Origin of the sequence: Duncaniella dubosii (genome assembly GCF_004803915.1) — a bacterium.
In the GTDB taxonomy this organism is placed as follows: Bacteria; Bacteroidota; Bacteroidia; order Bacteroidales; family Muribaculaceae; genus Duncaniella; species Duncaniella dubosii.
Genome location: NZ_CP039396.1, coordinates 848,682 through 870,225 on the forward strand (window position 1 = coordinate 848,682; position 21,544 = coordinate 870,225).

Below are 21,544 nucleotides of genomic sequence, written 5' to 3' on the forward strand. Positions count from 1 at the left end.
GTCACCCCGTAAGCAACACTCCTGAAAAGAGTCCCTTCAACGCCGGCGAAACCCTCGCGCAGCAGCACGAAAAACTAACCGTGCTCCTGCTCGGTTCGGGAGGTCGCGAATGTGCGCTTGCTTGGAAAATATCCCTGTCTCCATGTCTTGAAAAGCTCTATATCGCACCCGGCAACGGAGGCACAGGAGCTTATGGCGAAAATGTCGGCATCTCGCCTCTTGATTTCAAGGCAATCGCCGATTTTGCAGCCGAGAAGAAAGTTGACATGGTTGTCGTGGGCAACGAAGACCCGCTCGTGGCCGGCATCTTCGACTACTTCGAAGGCAAGGAAGGAGCGCCCGTTGTGGTAGGTCCGTCTAAAGCCGGCGCGGCTCTCGAAGGCAGCAAGGATTTCGCAAAGCAGTTTATGGTGCGCCATTCAATCCCCACCGCCCGCTACCAGAGCTTCACAGCCGAGACGGTCGAGGAAGGCTGCAAGTTTCTCGAAACCCTTAAAGCCCCCTACGTCCTCAAGGCCGACGGCCTCGCTGCCGGAAAAGGTGTGCTGATCATCGACTCTCTTGACGAAGCCAAGTCTTCTCTCCGCGAAATGCTTGGAGGAATGTTCGGCAAATCGTCGGCGACCGTCGTGATCGAAGAGTTCCTCAAAGGCATCGAATGCTCCGTATTCGTGCTTACCGACGGAAACGGCGGTTACCGCATACTCCCTGTCGCAAAGGACTACAAACGCATCGGCGAAGGCGACACCGGACCAAACACCGGGGGCATGGGCGCTGTCAGCCCCGTAGTGTTCGCCGATAAGGAATTCATGCGCAAGGTCGAGGAACGAATCATCCTCCGACCGTCAACGGCCTTATTGCCGAGGGTATCACTTACAGAGGATTTATTTTCCTCGGCCTCATCGAAGTCGAGGGCGAACCGATGGTGATTGAATACAATGTCCGCATGGGCGATCCTGAAACCGAAGTAGTGATGCTGCGCATTGCCTCCGACCTTCTCCGCTGCTCGATGCCGCAGGCCGTGGAAACCTCGGTGACATGCCGCTCGCCGAAGACCCGCGTTTCGCCACCACCGTAATGGTTGTGTCAGGCGGTTATCCCGGCAGCTATTCCAAGGGTGAGATAATAACCGGCGCAGAGGACGCAGTCAATGCAATCCTCTTCCATGCCGGCACAAGCCGCACAGGAGACGGCGAGCTTTTGACATCAGGCGGACGCGTCATTGCATGCAGCGCTTACGGTAAAGACATCGACGAAGCTCTTGCCAACAGCTATGCGGCAGCCAATACAGTCAACTTCGAAGGGAAATACATGCGCCGCGACATCGGCCTTGACCTGAAAAAGCTGTCGTAAGCGTCTGCTTCGGCTTCCTCTCTCCCCTCTCAAACTCCAAATTATCCTACAATATGACCCGAAAGGAAGTCACATTTACGCGAATAATACGGTCGCGGGGCATGGCTGTGATCCTTGCCCTCGCGGCCATTTTCATGACATTACAAGCCTACGCTTTCGGCAAAATCCCTAACATTACCGACTTCCGTACCATTGCGTTCCCTACGCCATCAGAATGGCTCGCCGATCCGTGGATTTCAATGTTGATCAACATACTCGTAGTCCTTGCGACAGGAGCGGTGATGATATTGATCAACCGTCACTTTAACCTGTTGCGCACCACTTCGGTGTTTTTCGCGGCCTACTTCATGCTCACTATGGCCTGTGTCCCTGCAGTCATGGGCCAGTTCACGGCCTCGTCTATACTCGGACTGCTGATAATGGGAGCCGTATGGCTCTTGTTCAGCGTCTATAACACAGGGCCGAGCAACCGCAGGATTTTCCTTGCTTTTTTTCTCCTCGGACTCGGACAGCTTGTTGAATATACATTCGTTCTCTACATTCCCGTCTTCATTGCCGGACTGGGACAGATGAGAATATTCCGTTTCAAAAAAATCCTTGCGGCTATCCTCGGCAACATCACACCTGCATGGATCGTATGGGGGCTTGATCTTGCCCCGAAGCCCGAAATACCGCAACTTATCTTCACTCCTCCGGCCATGTTGCTGTCGGCTTATGAAAACTGGCCTCTTCTTGCGGCGGTGGCACTTGCTCTGATTGCCGGTTTTTTTCTCGGCAGCTTCAACCTGCTCAAAATCATCGGCTTCAACGCTCAGGCAAGAGCATTCAACGGTTTCATTTCGCTACTTTCAATCGCCACAGGTATTTTCGCAATCGTCAATTTCACAAACATAGCGTTCTATGTGACTCTGCTCAACGCATGTGTGGCGTTTCAGGTCGGCCATTTTTTCAGGCTGACCGTCATGCGGCGCGGATATATCATTGTGACATCACTGTCGGTAGCCTATCTCGCAATCTACACATGGGCTATGCTGACCACCATACCCTCATAAATTATGAAAAATACAACCACGCTCCGGATTGTTGCCGACCGCAACATCCCCTTTATAAAAGACGCGCTTGCCGGAATAGGCACAGCCACCTATCTGCCGGCGACGCCATCACTCCCGATGTGATGCACGATGCCGACATTCTGCTGACACGAACGCGGACAAAATGCAACTCCGCTCTGCTCGATGCCTCGCCGTGCACATTTATCGGAACGGCAACGATAGGCACAGACCACATCGACCTTGACTATTGCCGTTCGAAAGGAATCGAGGTAGCCAACGCTCCGGGCTGCAACGCTCCGGCTGTCGGACAATATGTCCTTGCCGCCATCGCCCGCAATCTAAAACCCGGCGAGACTTTTGCCGACAAGACTCTTGGCATAATCGGAGCGGGCAACGTCGGCTCGCTTGTCGGCCGCTGGGCGCGTGCAACAGGAATGAAAGTGCTTCTCAACGACCCTCCGAAGGAGGAACAAGGCGATGACGGCAACTGCTATGTATCGCTCGATGAAATAGCGGAAAAGTGTGATGTCATCACGATACATACGCCATTGACCACAGGTGCAAAACATCCGACCTTCCATCTTGTCGGCAAAGAATTCCTCTCCGGCCTCGTGCGCCGGCCATTACTCATAAACAGCGCCCGCGGACCTGTCACCGACACCGTGGCTCTGAAACAGGCATACACCGACGGTCTTGTCTCGGCACTTGCAATCGACTGCTGGAGGAGAACCCGACATCGATATGGAATTGCTTGCGATGGCCGGCATAGCCACTCCACATATCGCGGGATATTCCGAGGAAGGAAAAATCCGCGCGACATCAATGGTGCTCGATGCCCTCGCCCTGCATCTAAAGAATCACTACGACATGGAGATTACTCCCGAGGAGCTGAAATCAAGTCTGCCCTTCGCACAGAGCGTGCCCGAATTCGTAAACACGGATGCTCTCGGCTATGACATAGATTCAGATACCTTACGGCTAAAGAATGTACCCGCCGACCTCATCCCCTCCACATTCGAATCGCTCCGCAACAACTATCCTCTCCGCCCCGAACCCCGTCAGGCATAAGACCGTCACTGTCTGACGGTAAGCATGTAGCCGAAACCGCGTTGATTCACTATCGACAAAGCCGGGTCATGGCGAAGGGCTCGACGAAGCTTGTGTATGTAGCCGTGGAGCGAATTACGGTTGCTCTGGTCGTCACGCTGCCAGACAGCTATCATCAGTTCTGACGCATCGACAGTCTTGCCGATATTCACGGCAAGATGCTGAAGTATCTTCGCCTCAAAATATGACAATTCCGTCTCCACACCCTCAAACGTAAGCGTCTGCGCAGTGATATTGAATGTATATGCCCCGATAGTGTATTTTATATCCGCGCTGCCGTTGTGTCCATAACGGCGTAGCAAGGCTTTTATCCTTACAATCAGCTCTCTCAGTTCAAAAGGCTTTTTGAGGTAGTCGTCAGCGCCTATCTCAAAGCCTTTTTCCACATCTTCAACAGTGCTTTTAGCCGTCAGGAACAGCAATGGCACTCCCGGCGACAGCTTTCTTATCTCCTTTGCCATTGAAAAACCGTCCATGACCGGCATCATCACATCGGCCACAACGATGTCAGCCCCTTGAGCCCTGAACTTCCGCAAACCGTCGAGACCGTCAATGGCCGTGACCACATCGTAACCCTGACCGATCAGCGTATCAGCAACAATCAGCGACAGGTCTGCCTCATCTTCCACCAAAAGGATTCTGCTACCCATTTTTACCGAATTTAATTGTGAATACAGAGCCTTCGCCCGTCTTGCTCTTTACATCAATGCTCCAGCCCATTTTGTCAAGAATGCTTTTGACATAATAGAGACCGATTCCATAGCCCCTCACATCCTGACGGTTGCCGTGAGGCACCCGATAAAACTTGTTGAATATATATGGCAATGACTTCTGCGGGATGCCGATGCCGTTGTCTGACACTGAAATACCTTTGGAATCCAGTCCGACAACAATCCTGACACTTTCACCCGAATATTTGATTGCATTGTCAATCAGATTGTTCAACACGTTTGTCAGATGAGTCCTGTCAGCTTCCACACAGACATCTCCGTCGGCCTCGACTTCAATCTCAATCTGTTTTCCGCCTCTCATCCGCTGTGCTGCCGCTATTTCCTCGGTGAACGGCCCGAGTCTTATGGTCTCCGGTTTGAGCTTCATGGTCTTGCGACGCTCCATGCTCATCGACAGAATGTTCTCCACCAATTCTCCGAGACGCTTCAATTGCCTGTTGGCTATTTTCAGATAGTTTTCTCTTTTCGACGGGTCATTGCCGGTGTCATAGTTGAGCAAGGCATCGTTTGCTGAATAGGCTATGGCTATCGGAGTCTTAAGCTCATGTGTCATATTGCTGACAAAATCATCTTTCATCTCCTCGATGGTGCGCAACCGCGAGACGGTGTGAAACAGATACATAAACGCCATTGCTATAAGCAATATAATAGCTGCGGTGGAAAGCACTATCCCCTTCATGCGATCGAATATATATTTGTCGGGGGGAGAAAAATATGCCACATAGCTTTCGCCGGAAAGCAGATTGTAGCAGACAGTGATACTGTCAAGCCCTGCTGCCGAACGGAGACGTGCATCACCGGCCACCAGCTTATTGTCAGAATCAACACTCAGCACCGAGGCAACTTCAAGATTTATGCCTTTCCGTCTGAGCGACAGACGAAACAGACTGTCCATGTCAGCGATACGAAGTTTATAGACCGGGTCAATGGTCTGATGTGCTCCATAACCGATTTCATTCACCATTATGTCAGAATAGTTTGTACCCGAGCCAACGGCGTTGTCCGTGTGGCCATTACGCTATCGTTTCCGTCCACAATGGTCACATGAAGCGTATCGCCACGGATTGAACGTGACTGTGACATGCTTTTGCCCTGATACGCTATATCCGGATTTATTTCAGGGTATTTGGTGGCTCGGTTAAGCACTTCGTCGAGATCAGCATCGCGAAGCGACTGCTCGACAAGCTCCCGTGTCTGAGCCGATATACCCTCATAGAGTTCTTTCAGGCACAACAGATTGTAGCAGAGCATCATTACGAGAGCTCCTACAAGCAGCGAACTTTTTATCTTGAAATCTTTCATAGGTTTGCATGCAAATTTAGTGATAATTTCCATAATCAGCCATCGCCTCCATACCTATTTAAGACTAAATAAGGAGCATTTAAGACTAAATAAGGCAAGCGGTTATGATATTGATTGAATCCGGCGATAATTTTGCGTCAGTAACTCAAAACAACATCACTCTGTGTCATGAAAAAAATAACATTGTTCCTTACGCTGATTTCAAGCCTCCACGCAGCCGGACAGTCAGGAATACAAGACTCAATTCCCGCTCAAGAGCTTAACGAAGTAATAGTCAGGGGCGAACGGCCTCAGATCAAAGGTCATGACGGAGTGCTGACAGTAGATCTTCCGGCCATAGTCAGAGAAAAGCCGGTGACAAATGTCCTTGAGGCATTAAGCTATCTTCCCGGAGTTGTCGACAACAACGGCAGCATCGGACTCAGCGGTGCGACAAGTGTCACAATCATTCTTAACGGTGAACTGACGAACATGCCAGTGCAGAATTTATATCAACTGCTATATTCAACCCCCGTTGACCGACTGAAGAATGTAGAGATAATGTATGCAGCCCCGGCAAAATACCATGTAAGCGGGGCGGTCATCAACATTGTCCTCAAGACCCCGCGCCCGCTCGACGGACTGACCGGACAGCTACAGGCAGGTTATACACAGACCCGCTATCCCTCATACAACACAGGCGCAGCCACGACATACGCATTGAAAGACTGGACTTTCGATGTCAACTGGACACTTTCGCGAAACAAGACTTATAGCCGGCAGGAAACGTACTCCAACCATCTTGTCAACGGCCAGCGGACCATGATTGAAGACGATATGCGCCAGACAGGCTACAATCTGTCAAATCTCATATATGCCTCAATAGCCTACAAGCCTTTCAGAATCACATATAACGGACAGATTACATCCGACTCGCACAACAATAGCCTGTCGACAGGAACATTCGGCCGTTACATCAACCGTTATTCTTACCTTTCGCCGACAGGCTATCACAATATCTCCCTGCGCTACACCTCTACTTTCGGTCTCACGGCAGGAGCGGACTACACTTCATATAGCGAAGACAGGGAACAGAAACTGACGAAAGACGCAACTACCCTTGTCCGGGCCTTTAACCGCCAGACCATAGAACGCTACCACACCTATATAGATATGGAACACCAGTCGGGCCGATGGCAGATAAACTACGGTCTTGAATATCAGCATTCCGACGATCATAGCCGTCAAAGCTACATACTTCCGTCCCAAGAGGGTTTTAATGATGTCCTTAAAGAAGATGTAGCTGACGCATATATCGGTCTGCAGGCTTCATTCGACAGCGGGCTTTCATTCAGTGCCTCGGCAAAAGGTGAATATTTCCATAATGACTTGCAGCATAACTGGAACTTCATCCCTCAGCTTGGCGTGACCTACTACAAAACACCCAAAAGCATATTTCAGCTGAATTTTACGTCCCAGCGGATTTATCCGCAATACTGGGAACTTCACGGAGCTACATCCTATATAAATGAGTATTCGTCCATTTCAGGAAATCCGTCATTGCAACCTTACATGAATTATGCCGCCCAGCTCAGCTATATACTGAATCAGAAATACAGCGCCACGCTCTATATGCTGCATGCAGACAAATACTCTGTCCAGCTCCCCTACCAGATGCCCGACAAACTTCAGCTATTATTTCAGACTGTAAACTTCGATTTTTCACGCACTGTCGGCCTTCAATTCAACGCACCTTTCGACATAAAGGATGTGTTCAACACCACGGCGGTTGTCAACATATCCCACAAACAGGAAAAAGCCACCCATTTCCATGATATAGGCTTCGACAACCGGAGATGGTCATTTTACGGAGCGCTTAGCAACACCCTTAAACCATCTCCCGGAAGTCCGCTTTCATTTTCAGCCGACGCAACATATATCACCGGCCAGATTCAAGGACCGGGCAAATTCAATCCGTTATGGAGGATTGACGCAGGGATGAAATGGCGGTTCGGAAAGCAACGGAGCTGCGAAATAAATCTGAAATTCAATGACATCTTCAATACATGGAAACCAAAACTGACCATCGACAATGCAGGACAGGACTATAAGCTGACCGCTCACGACATAGCAAGAAATCTGAGGCTGTCGTTTATCTGGAAATTCAACGGCTTCAGGCCAAAAGACCTGACAGTGGATACCTCGCGTTTCGGAACGGGCCAATGACTCTCCACGACACTTCAAATTTCAGGCTACAGACATGGTGTAAATTCGTTCTCATAAGAAACTGAATCACAACAGAGTGTGATTTATAATTTTCACTGCAAATTTATATGTTTTTTATTATTCCGGCATATATTTTCGGTCAATCAGACACTATTATGTAAATTTGCAAAGTCAAAAAGCACCAGTTCATGAAACGCAGCAGCAACTTCATTCCACATCTCTTTGCTTCAATCTCGGTTATAGTGTGGGGAGTCACATTTGTCTCTACCAAAGTCCTGATCGGACAAGGGCTTACACCGCTACAGATATTCGTCTACCGCTTCGCCCTTGCCTATGTGTGCATGCTGCCGCTCATGCGCCGTCTGTGGGCCAATAGCCTTAAAGACGAAATCTGTCTTGCTCTCGGAGGTCTGTCTGGAGGATCGCTCTACTTCCTCACCGAAAACACGGCGCTCGGCATAACATTCGCCTCCAACGTATCGCTCCTCATCTGCACCGCCCCTATCTTCACCATCATCCTCGACCGTATCATCTGGAAGACACCTTTGCGCAAAAGCCTGCTCGTCGGGTCGCTGATTGCGCTCGTCGGAGTCGCCGTCGTGATAATCAACGGAAACTTGGAGTTTAAAATCAGTCCTCTCGGCGACTTTCTGACCATCGTCGCGGCGATACTATGGGCTATCTACAGTATCATTGTGAGAAAACTCAGCCGCACATACGACACATTCTTCATCTCGCGCAAGGTGTTTTTCTATGGAGTGGTCTCCGTGCTGCCACTTTTCATCGCATCCACCTCTCCGGCGGAACTATCACTGCTCGGCCGAAGCGCCGTGTGGTCCAACATTATGTTTCTCGGCATCATGGCCTCGATGCTCTGCTACATGATGTGGAACGTCTCGGTCAAAGCCCTCGGCGCGGACAAGGCATCAAACTATATCTATGTCAACCCGCTTGTGACAATAATCGCCTCCGCAATCTTCCTCGGCGAACCGCTGACAGTCTTCACCTTCATAGGCGCGGCCGCCATCATCGGCGGAGTCTTCATAGCCGAACGCTGCGGATGAGAATCCCCGGGAAATAATTGTTGCATGAAATACAATGCCAATCACTAAAAAATTACTATCTTTGCAGCGATAACACCGACGGCGCGATTATGCCGGAGGATTTTGTATAACTTATATTTTTAGTCTTGGACTCAGACCCTTTACCGGCCACTGAACAGGTGGCAAGCTTTCTACTTGACATCATCAACAATCCCCTGCTGAGCATCCCGGCCATGTCAACGGCTCAGATTGTATCGCTATCGCTGGCAATTATAGCCCTCGTCATTTCCGGATTCGTCTCAGGCAGTGAAATCTCATTTTTCTCGCTTACACCCGTACAGTGCGATGAACTCGAAGAGTCTTCTTCGGGTGAGCGCGTGATGCGCCTGTTGCGTGTGCCCGAAAGGCTACTCGCTACCATCCTCATAATCAACAATCTGGTCAACGTGACCATCGTTGTGCTGTGTAACTTCGCACTCGGCCCGATATTTTCAGGGATGAGCGCCGTGTGGAGCTTCATCCTCCAGACCGTGTTGCTTACATTCCTGATCCTGCTTTTCGGCGAAATCCTTCCGAAACTATATGCCAACTCCAACAATCTGGCATGGGCAAAAATGGCTGCGCCTGTGCTTGAAGCCGGCGTGAAACTTTTCTATCCGCTTTCATCAGTGCTTGTCAAAAGCAGCGGCATAGTGAAAAAGGTCGTGACCAAGGAGAATACCGCGGTAACCGCCGATGACCTCTCGCAGGCTCTCGAAATAGCACAGGTGACCGACGGCGACAACAAAGACATGCTCGAAGGAATCCTCAAGTTCGGCGACACAACCGCATCCGAAGTGATGACTCCACGTGTCGACGTGACAGGACTCGATGTCGACGACGACTTCGCTGAAGTGATGAAGGTTGTGATCGAGAGCGGTTTCGCTCGTCTGCCGGTCTATGAAAATTCGATGGACAACATCAAGGGGGTTCTTTATTCGCGTGACCTCCTCCCATATATCGGCCGGACCAAAGAGGAATTCGAATGGCAGAAGCTGATGCGCGAACCCTATTTCGTCCCCGAATCACGCATGATCGACGATCTTCTTGAAGATTTCCGCTCACGCCGTGTCCATCTCGCCATCGTTGTCGATGAATTCGGAGGCACACAGGGCATTGTGACCCTCGAAGATGTGCTTGAAGAAATCGTCGGTGACATCGACGACGAGTATGACGTCGAAGAGAAAAACTATCGCCGTCTGCCCGACGACACCTATATATTCGAAGGCAAGACACTGCTCAACGACTTTTTCCGTGTCACAGACCTCGATGAAGACGACTATTCGTCAGTCACCGAAGACTGCGAGACTCTTGCCGGAATGCTCCTTGCAATCAAAGGCGACTTCCCGAAAGAAAAAGAGTCGATTGTCTACGGCCGCTGCCGTTTCCTCATACTGTCGATTCATCAGCACCGCATAGTCAACGTGCGTGTCAAGGTTATGTCTGAAGTACAGCCCGACCAGATGACACCCTCACAGACAGTCTGACCTACAGAAGCCTTATCCGAAAGCCATGACAGCCCTCCTCAGATTCATGCCCCCGGCAGTGACAGCCTGTGTGGTTCTCGCTGCCGCCGTCGCTTGTTCAAACGGCGACAACTCCAATTCAGCCGTGCCAAAGCCCGACGCATGGCCACGCATCGAGACTCCGGCTGAGGACTATACAGTCCATGAATTCAATTCCGTAAGCATTCCGCTCAACAGCGCAGCCACAGTCACCTCGCGCGAAAAAGACGGAGGCGTGTGGATCGACATATCATATCCGACATTCCACAACACACGGCTCTATCTGACACTCCTGCCGGCCGCATCGTCAGAAAATCTCGCGAAAATACTCGACAACCGGCGCGAACGCATGGAACTTAACAGCGGAGGCGCTATGACTGAGCTGACTGAACTGACATCCGACGGAGGCTGGCAGTGTCTGCTCGCCATGACGCGCAGTTCGCTCACAACACCACTGCAAATCCTTGCCCACGACGGAAAAAATGTGATTTCAGGCACACTCTATTTCAACTTTCCTCCTGCAACCAGCCCTGATTCCGTCAGTCCGATAGTCGATGCCGTAAACCGCGACCTCATCCACACCCTGAAGCATATCCGTACGCAATGATGACGAGCATAGATTTTCAGGACTGCACCGTCCACCTAATCCCCCTACCTCAACCACAGCCGGGCGACGACAAGCGACACCGCGAACGCGAAGCCTGTGCATCACTCGTCGCAAAAGCATTCGGAAGCTGTTCCCGGACAGCCCATTACGAGGATGGAGCGCCGTATGTCGACACTAATCCCGACATCCCGATATCCATATCGCACTCCGACACCACATGCGCTCTCGCAATCGCACGGAGCCGACACATGTGCATAGGCATAGACATCGAACGCCCGCGCATGCAGCTAAGACGCGTGGCCGCCAGATTCCTTACCGACGACGAATACCCCAAACTCTGCCTACTCGACGAAGACCGGCAACTCGACCATCTGCTGAAAAAATGGACCGCCAAAGAGGCCGTCTACAAAGCGGCACGCACTCCCGGACTCGGACTGAAAGAAATCCAAGTTTCCGACGATTTCAGCCGTGCAGAAACCCCGGGACAGGCCTACCGTATCTCATACCACCGTTTCAGCGACGGGGAAATGCTCTGCATAGCGCTCTCCGAAGATGACCGCGCTCAATTGATTTCATAATTGATAATCGCCTCCACGACATAGAGCGACCGTATGTCGGAACGAGCCACATCCATGTCGTCGTATGCGGGATTGTCGCTGTGGAGTATCACCATCGACGGATCAGGATGGCGGCGCAGATACTTGACCATACGAAATTCAGGGAGATCTACAACATAAATCTGCCCCCAGAAAATATTGCGCATGTCGCTAATCTTACGTATCGCCACATATCCACCGTTGACAATGCGTGGCATCATGCTGTCGCCCCTCACCTTTAATATATGGCAGCCGGGAGGAATCCCCGGAATGTCAATAGCCCCGATCGGACGTATTTCGCCGAAAAGCGCGTCAAGACTCCTGCAACCGGCGGTAACGTCAAGGTCGTAGACAGGCGTGGCATGAAGGATTTCTGCTCAATCGGCATGTCGTCAGGACTTATTTCCTTAGCTATAGGCTGTTTGTCAAACGGCAGTCCCGTACCATCGCGAAGCCACGGTTTCGACACCCCCAGATCGGCCACAATGCGGTTGACAAGCCCTTCGGAAAAAGGCAGTTTCCCGTTGAGCACTTTTGAGAGATTTGAGGCATCAATCCTCAGCAATGCGGCAAGCCGTCTCTGCGACAAGCGTTTCAGCCCCATGAGATAACGCACCCGTCCTATTATAGCTTCCGAATCAATCTGCGACACCTGAGCAGACTCACCGCCGGCAGACTCGGCAACCGAAACATCGTCCACGGATATTCCCACAACACCACGAAGGCTGCCATTCGACGACTTCCCGTCGGCAACATATCTATCCATCGTATCAGAGTCAAGCATAGTATAATGAATTAAGTCAAGGATTAAACAACTGTAATATCACCAACAAATATATAATAATGTGGTAGTTTTGTCAAGTTAAAATAGCTTAAACTTTTCTTCGACATATACATAGCTCGACGAATCATTATTACTTTTAAACCACATCTCTCCACACCATGCGTCAAGCAAATTCAAACAACTTTGAAAACAATGTTAAAAACTTTTTCTGAAAAAATTTTGCAGTTTCAGAAAAAGTTCCTACCTTTGCCCTCGCAAAAGCAAAAGAATCTCATCGAGGGATTTTATGGCGAGATAGCTCAGTTGGTTAGAGCGTCGGATTCATAACCCGGAGGTCCCGAGTTCAATTCTCGGTCTCGCTACAATAAAATCGGTCATATTCACGCGAGTATGACCGATTTTTCTTTGAAATTACGAAAAGAATTTGTAATTTTGCCCCGCAATTTGGATGAATGTTTCGAGACATGCTTTCCAAAGCCTCCGACATCCGTCCGAAAAGCAAGATTAACAACATATTATTAATTTAAAACCTATAATCAAGAAACCAAAATGATTATCGTACAAGTAAAAGAAGGTGAAAATATCGAAAAGGCACTGAAGAAATTCAAGCGTAAATTTGAAAAAACCGGCATCGTTCGCGAGCTCCGTTCACGTCAGGCTTTCCAGAAGCCCTCTGTGACCAACCGCAAGAAAATGATGAAGGCTGTCTACGTTCAGCAGCTCCGCGCTAACGAAGAGTAATCCTGAACCCCGATTTTTCAAATCAATCGAAAGGAGGCAGAATCCACTCCGGAAATATCACCCGAATTTATTTGATAAACACATAAACGCTATCATGGCGGTGAGGATTGGCTGATGCCAATCCCCATCGCTATTGTTATAAACTAATCTGCCGACAATTCACAACGGCCTGCCATAACCTACAGACTGCCAAAATGCGTTGCCTGACCTACATATTCATGACCCTTGTCCTCATCCTTGCGACAGGATGCGGACATGACTATGTGGAAAAAGAAAGCATCCACACATGCAGCGAATATGAAGTCTATAACGACAGCATTGTCCGTGGCGAAAAAATCCACACAGCCCTTTCACCGACAGAAATAACAGGCGCATGGCGCATGCCCGACACCACAAAAGTGACTCCGGCCTACAGCTCCTCACAGATGATGGCCGATGCCATCTTCACCAAAGCTATGAGTGAGACCCCGGCATTCACACCATTGGAAATCTATCTCTCGCTCGGAATGCTACGCCCCGAGGAGTCAATCAAGGCTTTGCGAGAAATCGCCAACAGACCGATTCCGGACAACGAGGACTTCCCCTGCTCCACGCTCACACCCTACTGGGCACTCGCCGCATGGGAGACCTACTGCGCCACCGGCTCGAAACAGTGGCTCAAAGAGGCATACAACCTACTTGGCAAGATGCTCTCGCGCCAAAGAAAACTCACACCCTCCCAGTTACAGGGGTTCATGTGCGGAATGCCTCAGGGCGTCACCGACCCGGCATCATTCTATCCCGAATGGATGGACGACATGGCACGCTTTGAAACCATCGCAACATCGGTCAACATCACCCGCGCCAATTCCCTCTCGATAGCGTCGATGATGGCCGCCGAACTGCGCCTCTATGCCGAACGCGAGCTTCACACCGAGGCATCACGTCTGCGCAACCTCATCAATGACCGCCTGTGGTTTCCGACCTGCAGCGCTACAGCCAGTATCTCTACGGCTCTTTCTATCCGATCGTCTCACCAGTGTCCGACAACGAGGCAAATGCCCTTGCCATACTCACCGGCATAGCAACCCCTGAAATGTCGGAAGCCATCGTGGCCTCGCTTCCTTACTCTCCGTGCGGAATCCCGTCAACCGTTCCGGCATTCCGGCCAGACACACCACTGACTCCTGAGCTTCAGGCTCTGTTCGCCGTCTCGGCTGCAAAAGTCCGCAATCCCCTCGCCTTTACCCTCGCCTCGGCATCATTGTGGAATCTGTCGGTCTCGACACCCGCGCCCGCTCTCTGGCCGGCTGCTGTCTTAAAAGGTATGTTCGGAATCTCACTCTCACCCACCGGGATGACCTTCAGCCCGATGGTTCCCACAGCCTTCCCCGGCGAAAAACGGATTAAGGGACTACGCTATCGCAATGCCACACTCGATGTCAATATTCTCGGGACTGGCGACCGCGTGGCATCATTCAAACTCGACTCCGTAAGCATCGACAACCACTCGGTAGGTACTGACATAAGCGGACATCACACCGTGACCATCACTCTCTCCGGCAACGATCTCAATTGCAAACCGCTGAAGATCGAGGAGACAAAAATCATTCCGGCGCTTCCGGCAGTCAACTGGTCGTCGCCATTCGACTTCACCATCACGAATTTCGACCGCCGGCTGCGCTATGGTGTGTATATCAATGGGGTAATGGAAGAAGCCATTTCCTCTGACCATTACAGTGTCCGACAGACAGGACTCACCGTTACCGACATCGTGCCAATGCTCTCGGCCGACTGCGCAGGCTACACTCCAAAGCCACACGTCTACATTCCTCCCGCCAACCTCATCACAATCCCTGCCTCGTCAATCACTCCACGGCGACCGCCGCGCCACTTCATAAAAGACCCAGCCACGGCTACAAACTATATCGAACTGGCCGCCCGCCACAACACACGCATCACGTGCTATGCCAACGTCCCTGACGAAGGCGACTACCTCATCACCATCGGCTACAGCAACGGAACTGACCGCTGCGCGCTCCGCACGCTCGATGTCAACAACCGCTATGCGGCCACTCTCCTCTTCCCACCGCGCAAGGCTCTCGACTGGATTTCAGTCTATCCGTCGACCACTGCGGAAATTCACCTGAAAGCGGGAGTCAACAAACTCGCCCTGACATACATTCAGGGGACAATACTTTTCAACAGACTCACACTCATAAAACGCTGATGAAAACAATAGGCATACTTTCCGACACACATTCATGCTGGGACGACCGCTATGCCGTCCATTTCAAGGACTGCGACGAAATCTGGCATGCCGGCGATGTCGGCGACATCGACATTATCCGACGGCTTGAGGACACTGCGCCGGTGGTGCGTGCCGTGCGCGGCAATATCGACCACGGCGATGTGTGCCGCAGATGCCGTGAATCGGAAATTTTTGAAGTCGAGGGTCTGCGGGTATGGCTCACCCACATAGCCGGCTATCCCGGGAAATATGCCCCCGGAGTCAAAAACTTCCTTTCCGCCAACCGGATCGACATAATGGTCTGCGGCCACTCCCACATCCTGAAAGTCATGCCTGACCGCCAGCTCGACCTGCTACACATCAATCCCGGCGCTGCCGGCTATCACGGATGGCAGAAAGTCCGCACACTCATCCGCCTCATCGTCGACAACGGCAGCATCAACAGTCTTGAAGTCATCGAACTCGGCAAATAAAAAATCACATCCGTCGGGCCATTGCAGCGGGGACTCCCGGCTCTGCTTTCCCGGCGGATGCTTTTATTGTAAAGTTAGGTTTGAGATAGAAGTCGGTGTCAGACCGCTCCGATATATTATTTTTTAGAAAGAGAACTGCGCGAGCAATCCGGCTCTGCGTCCCCACCCGTTCTCTCCGTTGAAATCCTGACGTTTGCCGAAATTGAATTCACCGCCGAAACGGATACGCGGTGTGACGTCCCAGAACAGATTGACTGCCCCGTAGAGACCATACTTATAGTCAGTACCGTCGACTGTGAACGATGGCAGATAGCGTCCCTGACCGAAAGTGGCCGACATGAATATCTGTGGACAGAAATTATATTGCAGACCTACGAAATATCCCCATCCGGGAACCGTCTTGAGTCGGCCCGGCTCGGCAGGATCGGCCACGAGGTCATATTTACCCAGCAGGAAATCACCGCCGAAATTTGAATATGACTTACCGCCGTTGACTGTTCCGTAGACCGTCAGAGGATCGACCGGGCGGAACACCGTGCTGAACTGTACGCCATAGCCCACCTCCTGATGGTTGCGGCCGGTGATGAGATCGCGGTAAGGGAGAAAGCGCGCGATACCCGAAAGGCGCACATGCTGTCCGGTAGCCCATTCATACTGCACCATTGCCGCGAAATTGGGGATAAACAGGCTTCTGGCCGCTGTAGTCGTCCCGTCGTCCTGCACAGTCATGTCGGGAGTCTCGACCGACGCGGCGACATACATGCCGCTCTTTTTGAAATGGTGCATATAGCGGACAAGCACATTCGTCCCGTCCATCTTCATTGTCGGTCCGCTCGCGTCGATAGTGGGAGGAACGGCCGCTCCGTCGCCGAATGTCGACGAGGCATAGCCGATAGTCCAGTCATTCACGACCGCATATGCCTTCTTCAAATGGAAATCGCGAGTCTGGTAGCCGTTGAAATTGGCCTCGATATAGAGCTGATAGTTGCCAAGACGCCTGTTGCGGCCTATGACGCGGAAAAACAGTGCTGTTCCGGCCGGACTGGTCCCGAAACGCTGTCGGTTAAGTTCGTCACGCTTGACAGGGATGAAATAAGGCGAGAAACCCGGAGTGCCCGTCGTGCCACCCCAGTCAAAATATCCCCTCATCCTGACAAGACCTCCGATACCCATCGCCAGCTGCGAATCGCGGCTCATAAAGAGGAAATAAGGCGCTTCTGGGTCTTGGAAACTCCTGAACTGGTCATAATAGAAATTCTCTATCAGATTGCGTATCGAATCGGTCTCGGGATCCTGACCTCCTCCGAAAAAAACAATCTTGTGGTCGTTGACGAGCGCATCGTGCCGCTCCTCCACAGGACTTGTGGCGAAAGCCGGAATAGAAGCCATCACCGAGAGCAACAGACCTAAAACAGTGTCAATGTTTTTCATAACGTGTGAATGTTAGTTTTGTTAATGGTGGATAGAAGTGATGAATTTCACTTTTTATAACATTCCGGAATGACATGGGTTCACCCTCACGCCATTATTTTTCAACAAAACTTAAAAATTTTCCGCTGACAGCGTAACGTTCAGCCTATTTTTCCGTCTATATAACAAAAAGACATCCTAAATGATGTCAGCTTCCCCACCACGACGGAATAGATAATGAACCGTACAGAGTTTGAACGCATGGCTCCTCCGCTGAGGAAGCGCATTGTCAGCATGGTACTTGGCATGTCGGCATCGGCCGACGCAGACCTTGCCGACGATGTGGCTCAGGACACCCTCCTCCGGCTGTGGACTATCCGCGACAAGCTCGACGAATACCGCAGCGTCGATTCGCTCGCAATGGTCATCGCACGCCACCGCGCCATAGACCTCCTCCGCGAGACCTCGACACTATCCGTTGGTCTCGACGACATCGACTCCTGCCGGTCTGTTCCATCGCCCGAGGAAAGCATCATCGAATCAGAGGATTGCAGCGACGTGTTCGGCATCATCGCATCGCTCCCCTCCGTGCAGCAGACTGTAATCAGGATGAGGCACATCGAAGGGCTCGAAATCGCCGACATAGCCAAAATCACCGGTTCGACACCCGGCTCGATCCGGGTAGCTCTCTCAAGGGCACGCCAGAGTATCAAAGAAATCTTCATGCAGCATCAATCATGACACAGCCAACCGACCACCGACACATCCGAACGACCATTGCCCGATTTCTCGATGGCGAGACTTCGGTGGCAGAGGAAAAGGAACTCTACGACTTTTTCCGCCTCCCCGACATACCTGCCGACCTGAAACAATATCAGCCGATGTTCAACTGGTATGCCTCGCTCGGAGAGAGCCATGACGAGGCTGCCCCCGCTGACATCGCCGGAACTGAGAACCGTGCGTCAGCCTCCCGAGTGCGACTTCTGGAACTCCGTCCATGGCAATGGATGGGTATAGCCGCGATGCTGGCTCTGCTGCTTTCGGTCGGATTCATATTCCGCTCTCCTTCCATCCCCGAGGAATATCTCGCATACGAAGGCAGCTATATCATACGAGACGGGAAAAAAATCACCGACCTCCGCATAGTAGTACCCGAGATTGAGCGGACACAGCAGCTCGTCAACGAGAGCCTCGGTGAAATCGACATGAGTCTCCGTACCGCCGACTCAGCCTTTGACGACGCAGTCCTCGCCGACGAGGATCTCTCTGATCCGATGGTCAAGGATCTCATCCTCTCCACCCTCGAATACTGATAATGGGAAAATGACAAATCAATAAAAATCCACATAATCATGAACCACATACGCCACATCGCTGTCACACTCCTTCTCCTTTCTCCATTCGGCCTGTTTGCGCAGCATTCAATCGACTCGGCAATGAAAGCTCTTGAAAACGCCAAAAGCGTCACAAACGAAGTTTATTCCGAACGTCGCAATCCCACGACAAAGGAAATCGAGAGCGCAAGCTATCTATTCGAGTTCACCGACAATAAGCTTGCCGACAAAATCATTGATGCCATGCGCAAAGAACGCTCCAAGGCCTGTGCCTACGAGATGTCAAACCGCCATTCCAACAGCTTGGTCTACTCCATCTCATTTCAGAACGCCAACGGCTCTTTCTCAAAATACACTCTGCTGCAGCGCGGTTCGTCAAAATGGATGCTGTCAGTCAAAAAAGGGACTGCGGTAAGATCAACAAAATCATCCTCAAAATCCTCATCCAAATCAAAAAGCAGCAGTAAAAAACGTACCGACATTTTCGGCATTGAGGATAACCTGATTGAAATCTACGGCCTTGATCCATCGGTGGCCGACTACGCCCATACCGACGGTAACACCACAATCTACACAGGACCTGACGGCAACACCATCATAATAAACAACGGCCGTCTCAGCGACATTCAGGCTCTCTCCGACTCCGGCTACGTCCTGAATCTCGACGGTCTCGAACAACTTGAATCTCTTGAATCCCTCCGCAGTCTCGAATCGCTGAAGGATCTTCAGAACCTCAAGGATCTCGAAAAGCTCAAAAAACAAAAAAAGTCACGCAAATCCGAATCCGGTTCAAGGAAATCGAAAACTTCTACCACCACCTACACCTCCTCTGACGGACGCACGACCACGACCTCGATCACCTACGACCTCTGAACCGCAATCTCAACCTGCCACCGCGCATTTTCACCACAATCCGATTTCATAAAGGCCAAGCCTGCCGGCAAGCTATACTAAGCTGTCCGGCAGGCTTGAATTTTTTATCACTGTTGTGATATCGGCAGCCTCTGTCCGGCTGACTCTCACGTCGTCACAACATATCCGACACTATCAGAAAGGCAGATCGTCAGTAGCCGACGGAGTGAGGTCGGGCATCGGAGGAACTGGAGCGGCCGAAGGTGCCGCATAGCCCTGAGGCATATTCTGGGCAGGTCCGTAGGCTGCGGGAGCGCCGTATGCGGCAGGCTGCGGAGCGGCGGCCATTGCTGTGGCGTCCTCTGCCTTCCATGCACGCACTTCAACATACCAACGGCCGTTATATTCACGGCTGTCTATGTCAAAGCTGATCTTCACAAGCTGGCCGACCTGAAGAGGATACTGGTCCACGCGGTCTCCGAAGAAATTGAAGAACACCTTGCGGGGATAGGTTTCCTGTGTCTCAAGCACATATTCGCGCTTCTTCCACGCATTTCCCTTCTGGGAAGTGCCACCCACTTCGGGGAGCGCCACGATGATTTTTCCTGTTACTTCCATGTTTGGATATTGAGTTTTCTTAATTTATTCAACATTCGCGGAGGATGTTTAAAATTAACAAGAATTTTTTAACAGCCCCTTAGCTCCCTGATTCGCAGCTTTGTCGGCATCTCTCGAAATGACATCCCGCAGGATTCGTCAGCCCCGATGAGCCACCGCTGCAAAAATCAAAGGCTGACCACAAAAGTAGTCAAAAATCCCCGACTCTCCAACAAAACCGCCCCTCACTTTTCAACAATCTTTTCAACAGACTCTCTCCCCGAAGCCAAGCCGGCAGCAAAACTTCTATTTTCCCACCGACCATCAACCATTCAATCCTCCCGGAAGAATTATCACGACGGTCAGCAGAATTTCCATCCCCCGAAATATGGTGATTTTCGCAGATTCTGTGTAATTTTGCAACGTATTCACTGCCATTCCACACGGAGCGGACCGCAGACCGGCAGTGTGACATAATGCAACCACGACAAAAAACGGACTCAACTATTACAACCCTACGGATTATGAAGCGCTATCTCAAACATCTTTTACAATTGATCCTTTCGCCCGGTAACGGCTGGGAGGACATTGACAAAGCCGATATTCCTCCGCGCGACATTGCCGTCAAGGGTTACTATCCGCTAATAGCACTCACATCTGTCAGCGTGTTCATGCAGGGTGTCTACCACCACGAGGAATTCATCGTGCTGTTCATGCGTATGATCATGAGCTTCCTTGTCTATTTTGTGTCATACTTCTTCGGAGTCTTCGCACTGTCGCTTTTCGTAGAACCCACCCTCGAAAAACGCTATAACGAGACTCGGAGCAACACGTTTGTGCTCTACACGCTCGGCCTCCTCGCTTTGATATCGCTCGTGATCAACGTCCTGCCGGTGACAAAAGAAATGCTCTTTTTCCTCCCCTTCTATGTGGCGCTTATCCAGTGGAAAGGCTGCCGCTACATGGAAGTGAGCAAAGACCGCACCGGTCTGTTCATGATTATCGCCATCCTCGGCGTGCTCATGCCTCTCTACATTTTCTATTTCCTGTTTTCACTTGTTATAGGATAAGACAATCCATCAGACACACAAAGCCAATTATGATTTCAAAAGACATAAATATAAAAAACAAACGCGCCACCTATGACTATGCCATCAGCGATACGTTTACCGCAGGCATAGTCCTCACCGGGACAGAAATCAAATCAATCCGTCAGGGCAAAGCTTCGCTCGCCGACACATTCTGCTATGTCGACAAGGGCGAGGTATGGGTCAAAAACATGTATATAGCCGAATATTTCTACGGCACTTACAACAACCACGCCGCCCGTCGCGACCGAAAGCTCCTGCTCAACAAAAAGGAAATCGCGAAACTCGAAAAAAACGGCAAGGAGACCGGATTTACCATCATCCCGCTGCGCCTGTTCATCAACGACCGCGGACTTGCAAAACTTGTCATCGGAATAGCCCGTGGTAAGAAGGAATACGACAAGCGACAGTCAATCAAGGAGCGCGAAGACAAGGTGACGATGGCACGCATGATGCAGAAATAAGCCGCGCTCCACAGCACGGCGTCCTCCATGA

24 protein-coding genes, 1 tRNA gene and 1 pseudogene are annotated in these 21,544 nt (G+C 51.1%); 19 read left to right on the forward strand and 7 right to left on the reverse strand.

Annotated elements, in window-relative coordinates:
• Positions 1–80: 80 nt before the first annotated feature.
• The 4 genes and pseudogenes from purD to E7747_RS16480 all read left to right on the forward strand — a co-directional run bounded on the left by purD (position 81) and on the right by E7747_RS16480 (position 3,473).
• A pseudogene (purD, locus tag E7747_RS03725) lies at positions 81–1,353 on the forward strand (phosphoribosylamine--glycine ligase).
• Positions 1,354–1,406: 53 nt separating this feature from the next.
• Positions 1,407–2,405 carry a hypothetical protein gene (locus E7747_RS16475; protein WP_168185216.1) on the forward strand — a complete coding sequence of 333 codons (999 nt, stop codon included), beginning with the start codon at positions 1,407–1,409 and terminating at the stop codon, positions 2,403–2,405.
• Positions 2,406–2,527: 122 nt separating this feature from the next.
• Complete coding sequence (locus E7747_RS03730) at positions 2,528–3,361, forward strand: NAD(P)-dependent oxidoreductase (protein WP_168185217.1); 834 nt, start codon at positions 2,528–2,530, stop codon at positions 3,359–3,361.
• Complete coding sequence (locus E7747_RS16480) at positions 3,324–3,473, forward strand: hypothetical protein (protein ID WP_168185218.1); 150 nt, start codon at positions 3,324–3,326, stop codon at positions 3,471–3,473. The genes E7747_RS03730 and E7747_RS16480 overlap by 38 nt, the downstream gene beginning before the upstream one ends.
• A gap of 5 nt (positions 3,474–3,478) precedes the next feature.
• Here the strand turns inward: E7747_RS16480 and E7747_RS03735 are convergent, their stop codons facing one another.
• Genes E7747_RS03735 through E7747_RS03745 form a run of 3 tightly spaced genes read right to left on the reverse strand, consistent with a single transcriptional unit; the run spans position 3,479 to position 5,545 of the window.
• On the reverse strand, positions 3,479–4,162 hold the full coding sequence (locus E7747_RS03735; protein ID WP_123613990.1) for a response regulator transcription factor: 684 nt from the start codon (positions 4,160–4,162) through the stop codon (positions 3,479–3,481).
• On the reverse strand, positions 4,155–5,207 hold the full coding sequence (locus E7747_RS03740) for a sensor histidine kinase (protein WP_136414187.1): 1,053 nt from the start codon (positions 5,205–5,207) through the stop codon (positions 4,155–4,157). Before E7747_RS03740 ends, E7747_RS03735 begins: the two co-directional genes overlap by 8 nt.
• Positions 5,207–5,545 (reverse strand): hypothetical protein, encoded by a 339-nt coding sequence (locus tag E7747_RS03745; protein WP_136414189.1) that lies wholly within the window; start codon positions 5,543–5,545, stop codon positions 5,207–5,209. The genes E7747_RS03740 and E7747_RS03745 overlap by 1 nt, the downstream gene beginning before the upstream one ends.
• A gap of 168 nt (positions 5,546–5,713) precedes the next feature.
• Between E7747_RS03745 and E7747_RS03750 the strand changes: the two genes are divergently transcribed.
• The 5 genes from E7747_RS03750 to E7747_RS03770 all read left to right on the forward strand — a co-directional run bounded on the left by E7747_RS03750 (position 5,714) and on the right by E7747_RS03770 (position 11,522).
• Complete coding sequence (locus E7747_RS03750; protein WP_136414191.1) at positions 5,714–7,750, forward strand: outer membrane beta-barrel protein; 2,037 nt, start codon at positions 5,714–5,716, stop codon at positions 7,748–7,750.
• 188 nt (positions 7,751–7,938) lie between these two features.
• Positions 7,939–8,814 carry a DMT family transporter gene (locus E7747_RS03755; RefSeq protein ID WP_136414193.1) on the forward strand — a complete coding sequence of 292 codons (876 nt, stop codon included), beginning with the start codon at positions 7,939–7,941 and terminating at the stop codon, positions 8,812–8,814.
• Between the two features lie 158 nt (positions 8,815–8,972).
• The gene (gene gldE, locus E7747_RS03760) at positions 8,973–10,319 is read left to right on the forward strand and encodes a gliding motility-associated protein GldE (RefSeq protein WP_228449246.1); all 1,347 of its coding nucleotides are present in this window, start codon (positions 8,973–8,975) and stop codon (positions 10,317–10,319) included.
• A gap of 25 nt (positions 10,320–10,344) precedes the next feature.
• Positions 10,345–10,944: a hypothetical protein gene (locus E7747_RS03765; protein ID WP_136414195.1), complete on the forward strand. Its 600-nt coding sequence runs from the start codon at positions 10,345–10,347 to the stop codon at positions 10,942–10,944.
• Complete coding sequence (locus E7747_RS03770; protein WP_136414197.1) at positions 10,941–11,522, forward strand: 4'-phosphopantetheinyl transferase family protein; 582 nt, start codon at positions 10,941–10,943, stop codon at positions 11,520–11,522. Before E7747_RS03765 ends, E7747_RS03770 begins: the two co-directional genes overlap by 4 nt.
• On the opposite strand, the gene E7747_RS03775 is transcribed toward E7747_RS03770, so the two are convergent.
• Both E7747_RS03775 and E7747_RS03780 read right to left on the reverse strand, forming a co-directional pair.
• Positions 11,507–11,761 (reverse strand): S24 family peptidase, encoded by a 255-nt coding sequence (locus E7747_RS03775; RefSeq protein ID WP_136414199.1) that lies wholly within the window; start codon positions 11,759–11,761, stop codon positions 11,507–11,509. The two genes, E7747_RS03770 and E7747_RS03775, sit on opposite strands and share 16 nt — an antisense overlap.
• Positions 11,762–11,778: 17 nt before the next feature.
• Positions 11,779–12,324, reverse strand: a complete 546-nt coding sequence (locus E7747_RS03780) for a helix-turn-helix domain-containing protein (protein WP_136414201.1) — start codon at positions 12,322–12,324, stop codon at positions 11,779–11,781.
• A 288-nt stretch (positions 12,325–12,612) separates the two neighbouring features.
• Here E7747_RS03780 and E7747_RS03785 point away from each other — a divergent pair.
• From E7747_RS03785 to E7747_RS03805, 5 genes are all read left to right on the forward strand, one after another.
• Positions 12,613–12,686 (forward strand) — tRNA-Met (locus tag E7747_RS03785).
• A 187-nt stretch (positions 12,687–12,873) separates the two neighbouring features.
• Entirely contained in the window at positions 12,874–13,065 is a 192-nt protein-coding gene (rpsU, locus tag E7747_RS03790) for a 30S ribosomal protein S21 (protein WP_107032413.1), read from the forward strand.
• 194 nt (positions 13,066–13,259) lie between these two features.
• On the forward strand, positions 13,260–14,129 hold the full coding sequence (locus E7747_RS03795) for a glucosidase family protein (protein WP_136414203.1): 870 nt from the start codon (positions 13,260–13,262) through the stop codon (positions 14,127–14,129).
• Positions 14,018–15,274: a carbohydrate-binding protein gene (locus E7747_RS03800; RefSeq protein WP_136414205.1), complete on the forward strand. Its 1,257-nt coding sequence runs from the start codon at positions 14,018–14,020 to the stop codon at positions 15,272–15,274. The genes E7747_RS03795 and E7747_RS03800 overlap by 112 nt, the downstream gene beginning before the upstream one ends.
• Entirely contained in the window at positions 15,274–15,768 is a 495-nt protein-coding gene (locus E7747_RS03805) for a metallophosphoesterase family protein (RefSeq protein WP_136414207.1), read from the forward strand. The genes E7747_RS03800 and E7747_RS03805 overlap by 1 nt, the downstream gene beginning before the upstream one ends.
• Before the next feature lie 123 nt (positions 15,769–15,891).
• Here the strand turns inward: E7747_RS03805 and E7747_RS03810 are convergent, their stop codons facing one another.
• A complete protein-coding gene (locus E7747_RS03810; RefSeq protein ID WP_136414209.1) occupies positions 15,892–17,199 on the reverse strand; it encodes a hypothetical protein in 1,308 nt (435 codons plus the stop codon).
• Positions 17,200–17,415: 216 nt separating this feature from the next.
• On the opposite strand from E7747_RS03810, the gene E7747_RS03815 reads away from it, so the two are divergent.
• From E7747_RS03815 to E7747_RS03825, 3 genes are read left to right on the forward strand one after another with little or no spacing between them, the layout of a single operon-like run.
• Positions 17,416–17,919, forward strand: coding sequence for an RNA polymerase sigma factor (locus tag E7747_RS03815; protein WP_136414211.1), 504 nt, complete (start codon positions 17,416–17,418; stop codon positions 17,917–17,919).
• Entirely contained in the window at positions 17,916–18,491 is a 576-nt protein-coding gene (locus tag E7747_RS03820) for a hypothetical protein (protein ID WP_136414213.1), read from the forward strand. The genes E7747_RS03815 and E7747_RS03820 overlap by 4 nt, the downstream gene beginning before the upstream one ends.
• Before the next feature lie 39 nt (positions 18,492–18,530).
• Positions 18,531–19,385 (forward strand): DUF5024 domain-containing protein, encoded by an 855-nt coding sequence (locus E7747_RS03825; RefSeq protein ID WP_136414215.1) that lies wholly within the window; start codon positions 18,531–18,533, stop codon positions 19,383–19,385.
• 174 nt (positions 19,386–19,559) lie between these two features.
• On the opposite strand, the gene E7747_RS03830 is transcribed toward E7747_RS03825, so the two are convergent.
• Complete coding sequence (locus E7747_RS03830) at positions 19,560–19,982, reverse strand: DUF3127 domain-containing protein (protein ID WP_136414217.1); 423 nt, start codon at positions 19,980–19,982, stop codon at positions 19,560–19,562.
• A 503-nt stretch (positions 19,983–20,485) separates the two neighbouring features.
• Here E7747_RS03830 and E7747_RS03835 point away from each other — a divergent pair.
• Both E7747_RS03835 and smpB read left to right on the forward strand, forming a co-directional pair.
• Positions 20,486–21,031: a hypothetical protein gene (locus tag E7747_RS03835; RefSeq protein ID WP_123613976.1), complete on the forward strand. Its 546-nt coding sequence runs from the start codon at positions 20,486–20,488 to the stop codon at positions 21,029–21,031.
• A gap of 29 nt (positions 21,032–21,060) precedes the next feature.
• Complete coding sequence (gene smpB / locus E7747_RS03840; protein ID WP_136414219.1) at positions 21,061–21,513, forward strand: SsrA-binding protein SmpB; 453 nt, start codon at positions 21,061–21,063, stop codon at positions 21,511–21,513.
• Positions 21,514–21,544 lie beyond the last annotated feature (31 nt).

Bases quoted from the DNA above. Each gene is read 5' to 3' on its own strand.
- E7747_RS16475 (WP_168185216.1), top strand. From the start codon at position 1,407: ATGACCCGAAAGGAAGTCACATTTACGCGAATAATACGGTCGCGGGGC.
- E7747_RS03730 (WP_168185217.1), top strand. From the start codon at position 2,528: ATGCACGATGCCGACATTCTGCTGACACGAACGCGGACAAAATGCAAC.
- E7747_RS03735 (WP_123613990.1), bottom strand. From the start codon at position 4,162: ATGGGTAGCAGAATCCTTTTGGTGGAAGATGAGGCAGACCTGTCGCTG.
- E7747_RS03740 (WP_136414187.1), bottom strand. From the start codon at position 5,207: ATGGTGAATGAAATCGGTTATGGAGCACATCAGACCATTGACCCGGTC.
- E7747_RS03745 (WP_136414189.1), bottom strand. From the start codon at position 5,545: ATGAAAGATTTCAAGATAAAAAGTTCGCTGCTTGTAGGAGCTCTCGTA.
- E7747_RS03750 (WP_136414191.1), top strand. From the start codon at position 5,714: ATGAAAAAAATAACATTGTTCCTTACGCTGATTTCAAGCCTCCACGCA.
- E7747_RS03755 (WP_136414193.1), top strand. From the start codon at position 7,939: ATGAAACGCAGCAGCAACTTCATTCCACATCTCTTTGCTTCAATCTCG.
- E7747_RS03765 (WP_136414195.1), top strand. From the start codon at position 10,345: ATGACAGCCCTCCTCAGATTCATGCCCCCGGCAGTGACAGCCTGTGTG.
- E7747_RS03770 (WP_136414197.1), top strand. From the start codon at position 10,941: ATGATGACGAGCATAGATTTTCAGGACTGCACCGTCCACCTAATCCCC.
- E7747_RS03775 (WP_136414199.1), bottom strand. From the start codon at position 11,761: ATGATGCCACGCATTGTCAACGGTGGATATGTGGCGATACGTAAGATT.
- E7747_RS03780 (WP_136414201.1), bottom strand. From the start codon at position 12,324: ATGCTTGACTCTGATACGATGGATAGATATGTTGCCGACGGGAAGTCG.
- rpsU (WP_107032413.1), top strand. From the start codon at position 12,874: ATGATTATCGTACAAGTAAAAGAAGGTGAAAATATCGAAAAGGCACTG.
- E7747_RS03795 (WP_136414203.1), top strand. From the start codon at position 13,260: ATGCGTTGCCTGACCTACATATTCATGACCCTTGTCCTCATCCTTGCG.
- E7747_RS03805 (WP_136414207.1), top strand. From the start codon at position 15,274: ATGAAAACAATAGGCATACTTTCCGACACACATTCATGCTGGGACGAC.
- E7747_RS03810 (WP_136414209.1), bottom strand. From the start codon at position 17,199: ATGAAAAACATTGACACTGTTTTAGGTCTGTTGCTCTCGGTGATGGCT.
- E7747_RS03815 (WP_136414211.1), top strand. From the start codon at position 17,416: ATGAACCGTACAGAGTTTGAACGCATGGCTCCTCCGCTGAGGAAGCGC.
- E7747_RS03820 (WP_136414213.1), top strand. From the start codon at position 17,916: ATGACACAGCCAACCGACCACCGACACATCCGAACGACCATTGCCCGA.
- E7747_RS03825 (WP_136414215.1), top strand. From the start codon at position 18,531: ATGAACCACATACGCCACATCGCTGTCACACTCCTTCTCCTTTCTCCA.
- E7747_RS03830 (WP_136414217.1), bottom strand. From the start codon at position 19,982: ATGGAAGTAACAGGAAAAATCATCGTGGCGCTCCCCGAAGTGGGTGGC.
- E7747_RS03835 (WP_123613976.1), top strand. From the start codon at position 20,486: ATGAAGCGCTATCTCAAACATCTTTTACAATTGATCCTTTCGCCCGGT.
- smpB (WP_136414219.1), top strand. From the start codon at position 21,061: ATGATTTCAAAAGACATAAATATAAAAAACAAACGCGCCACCTATGAC.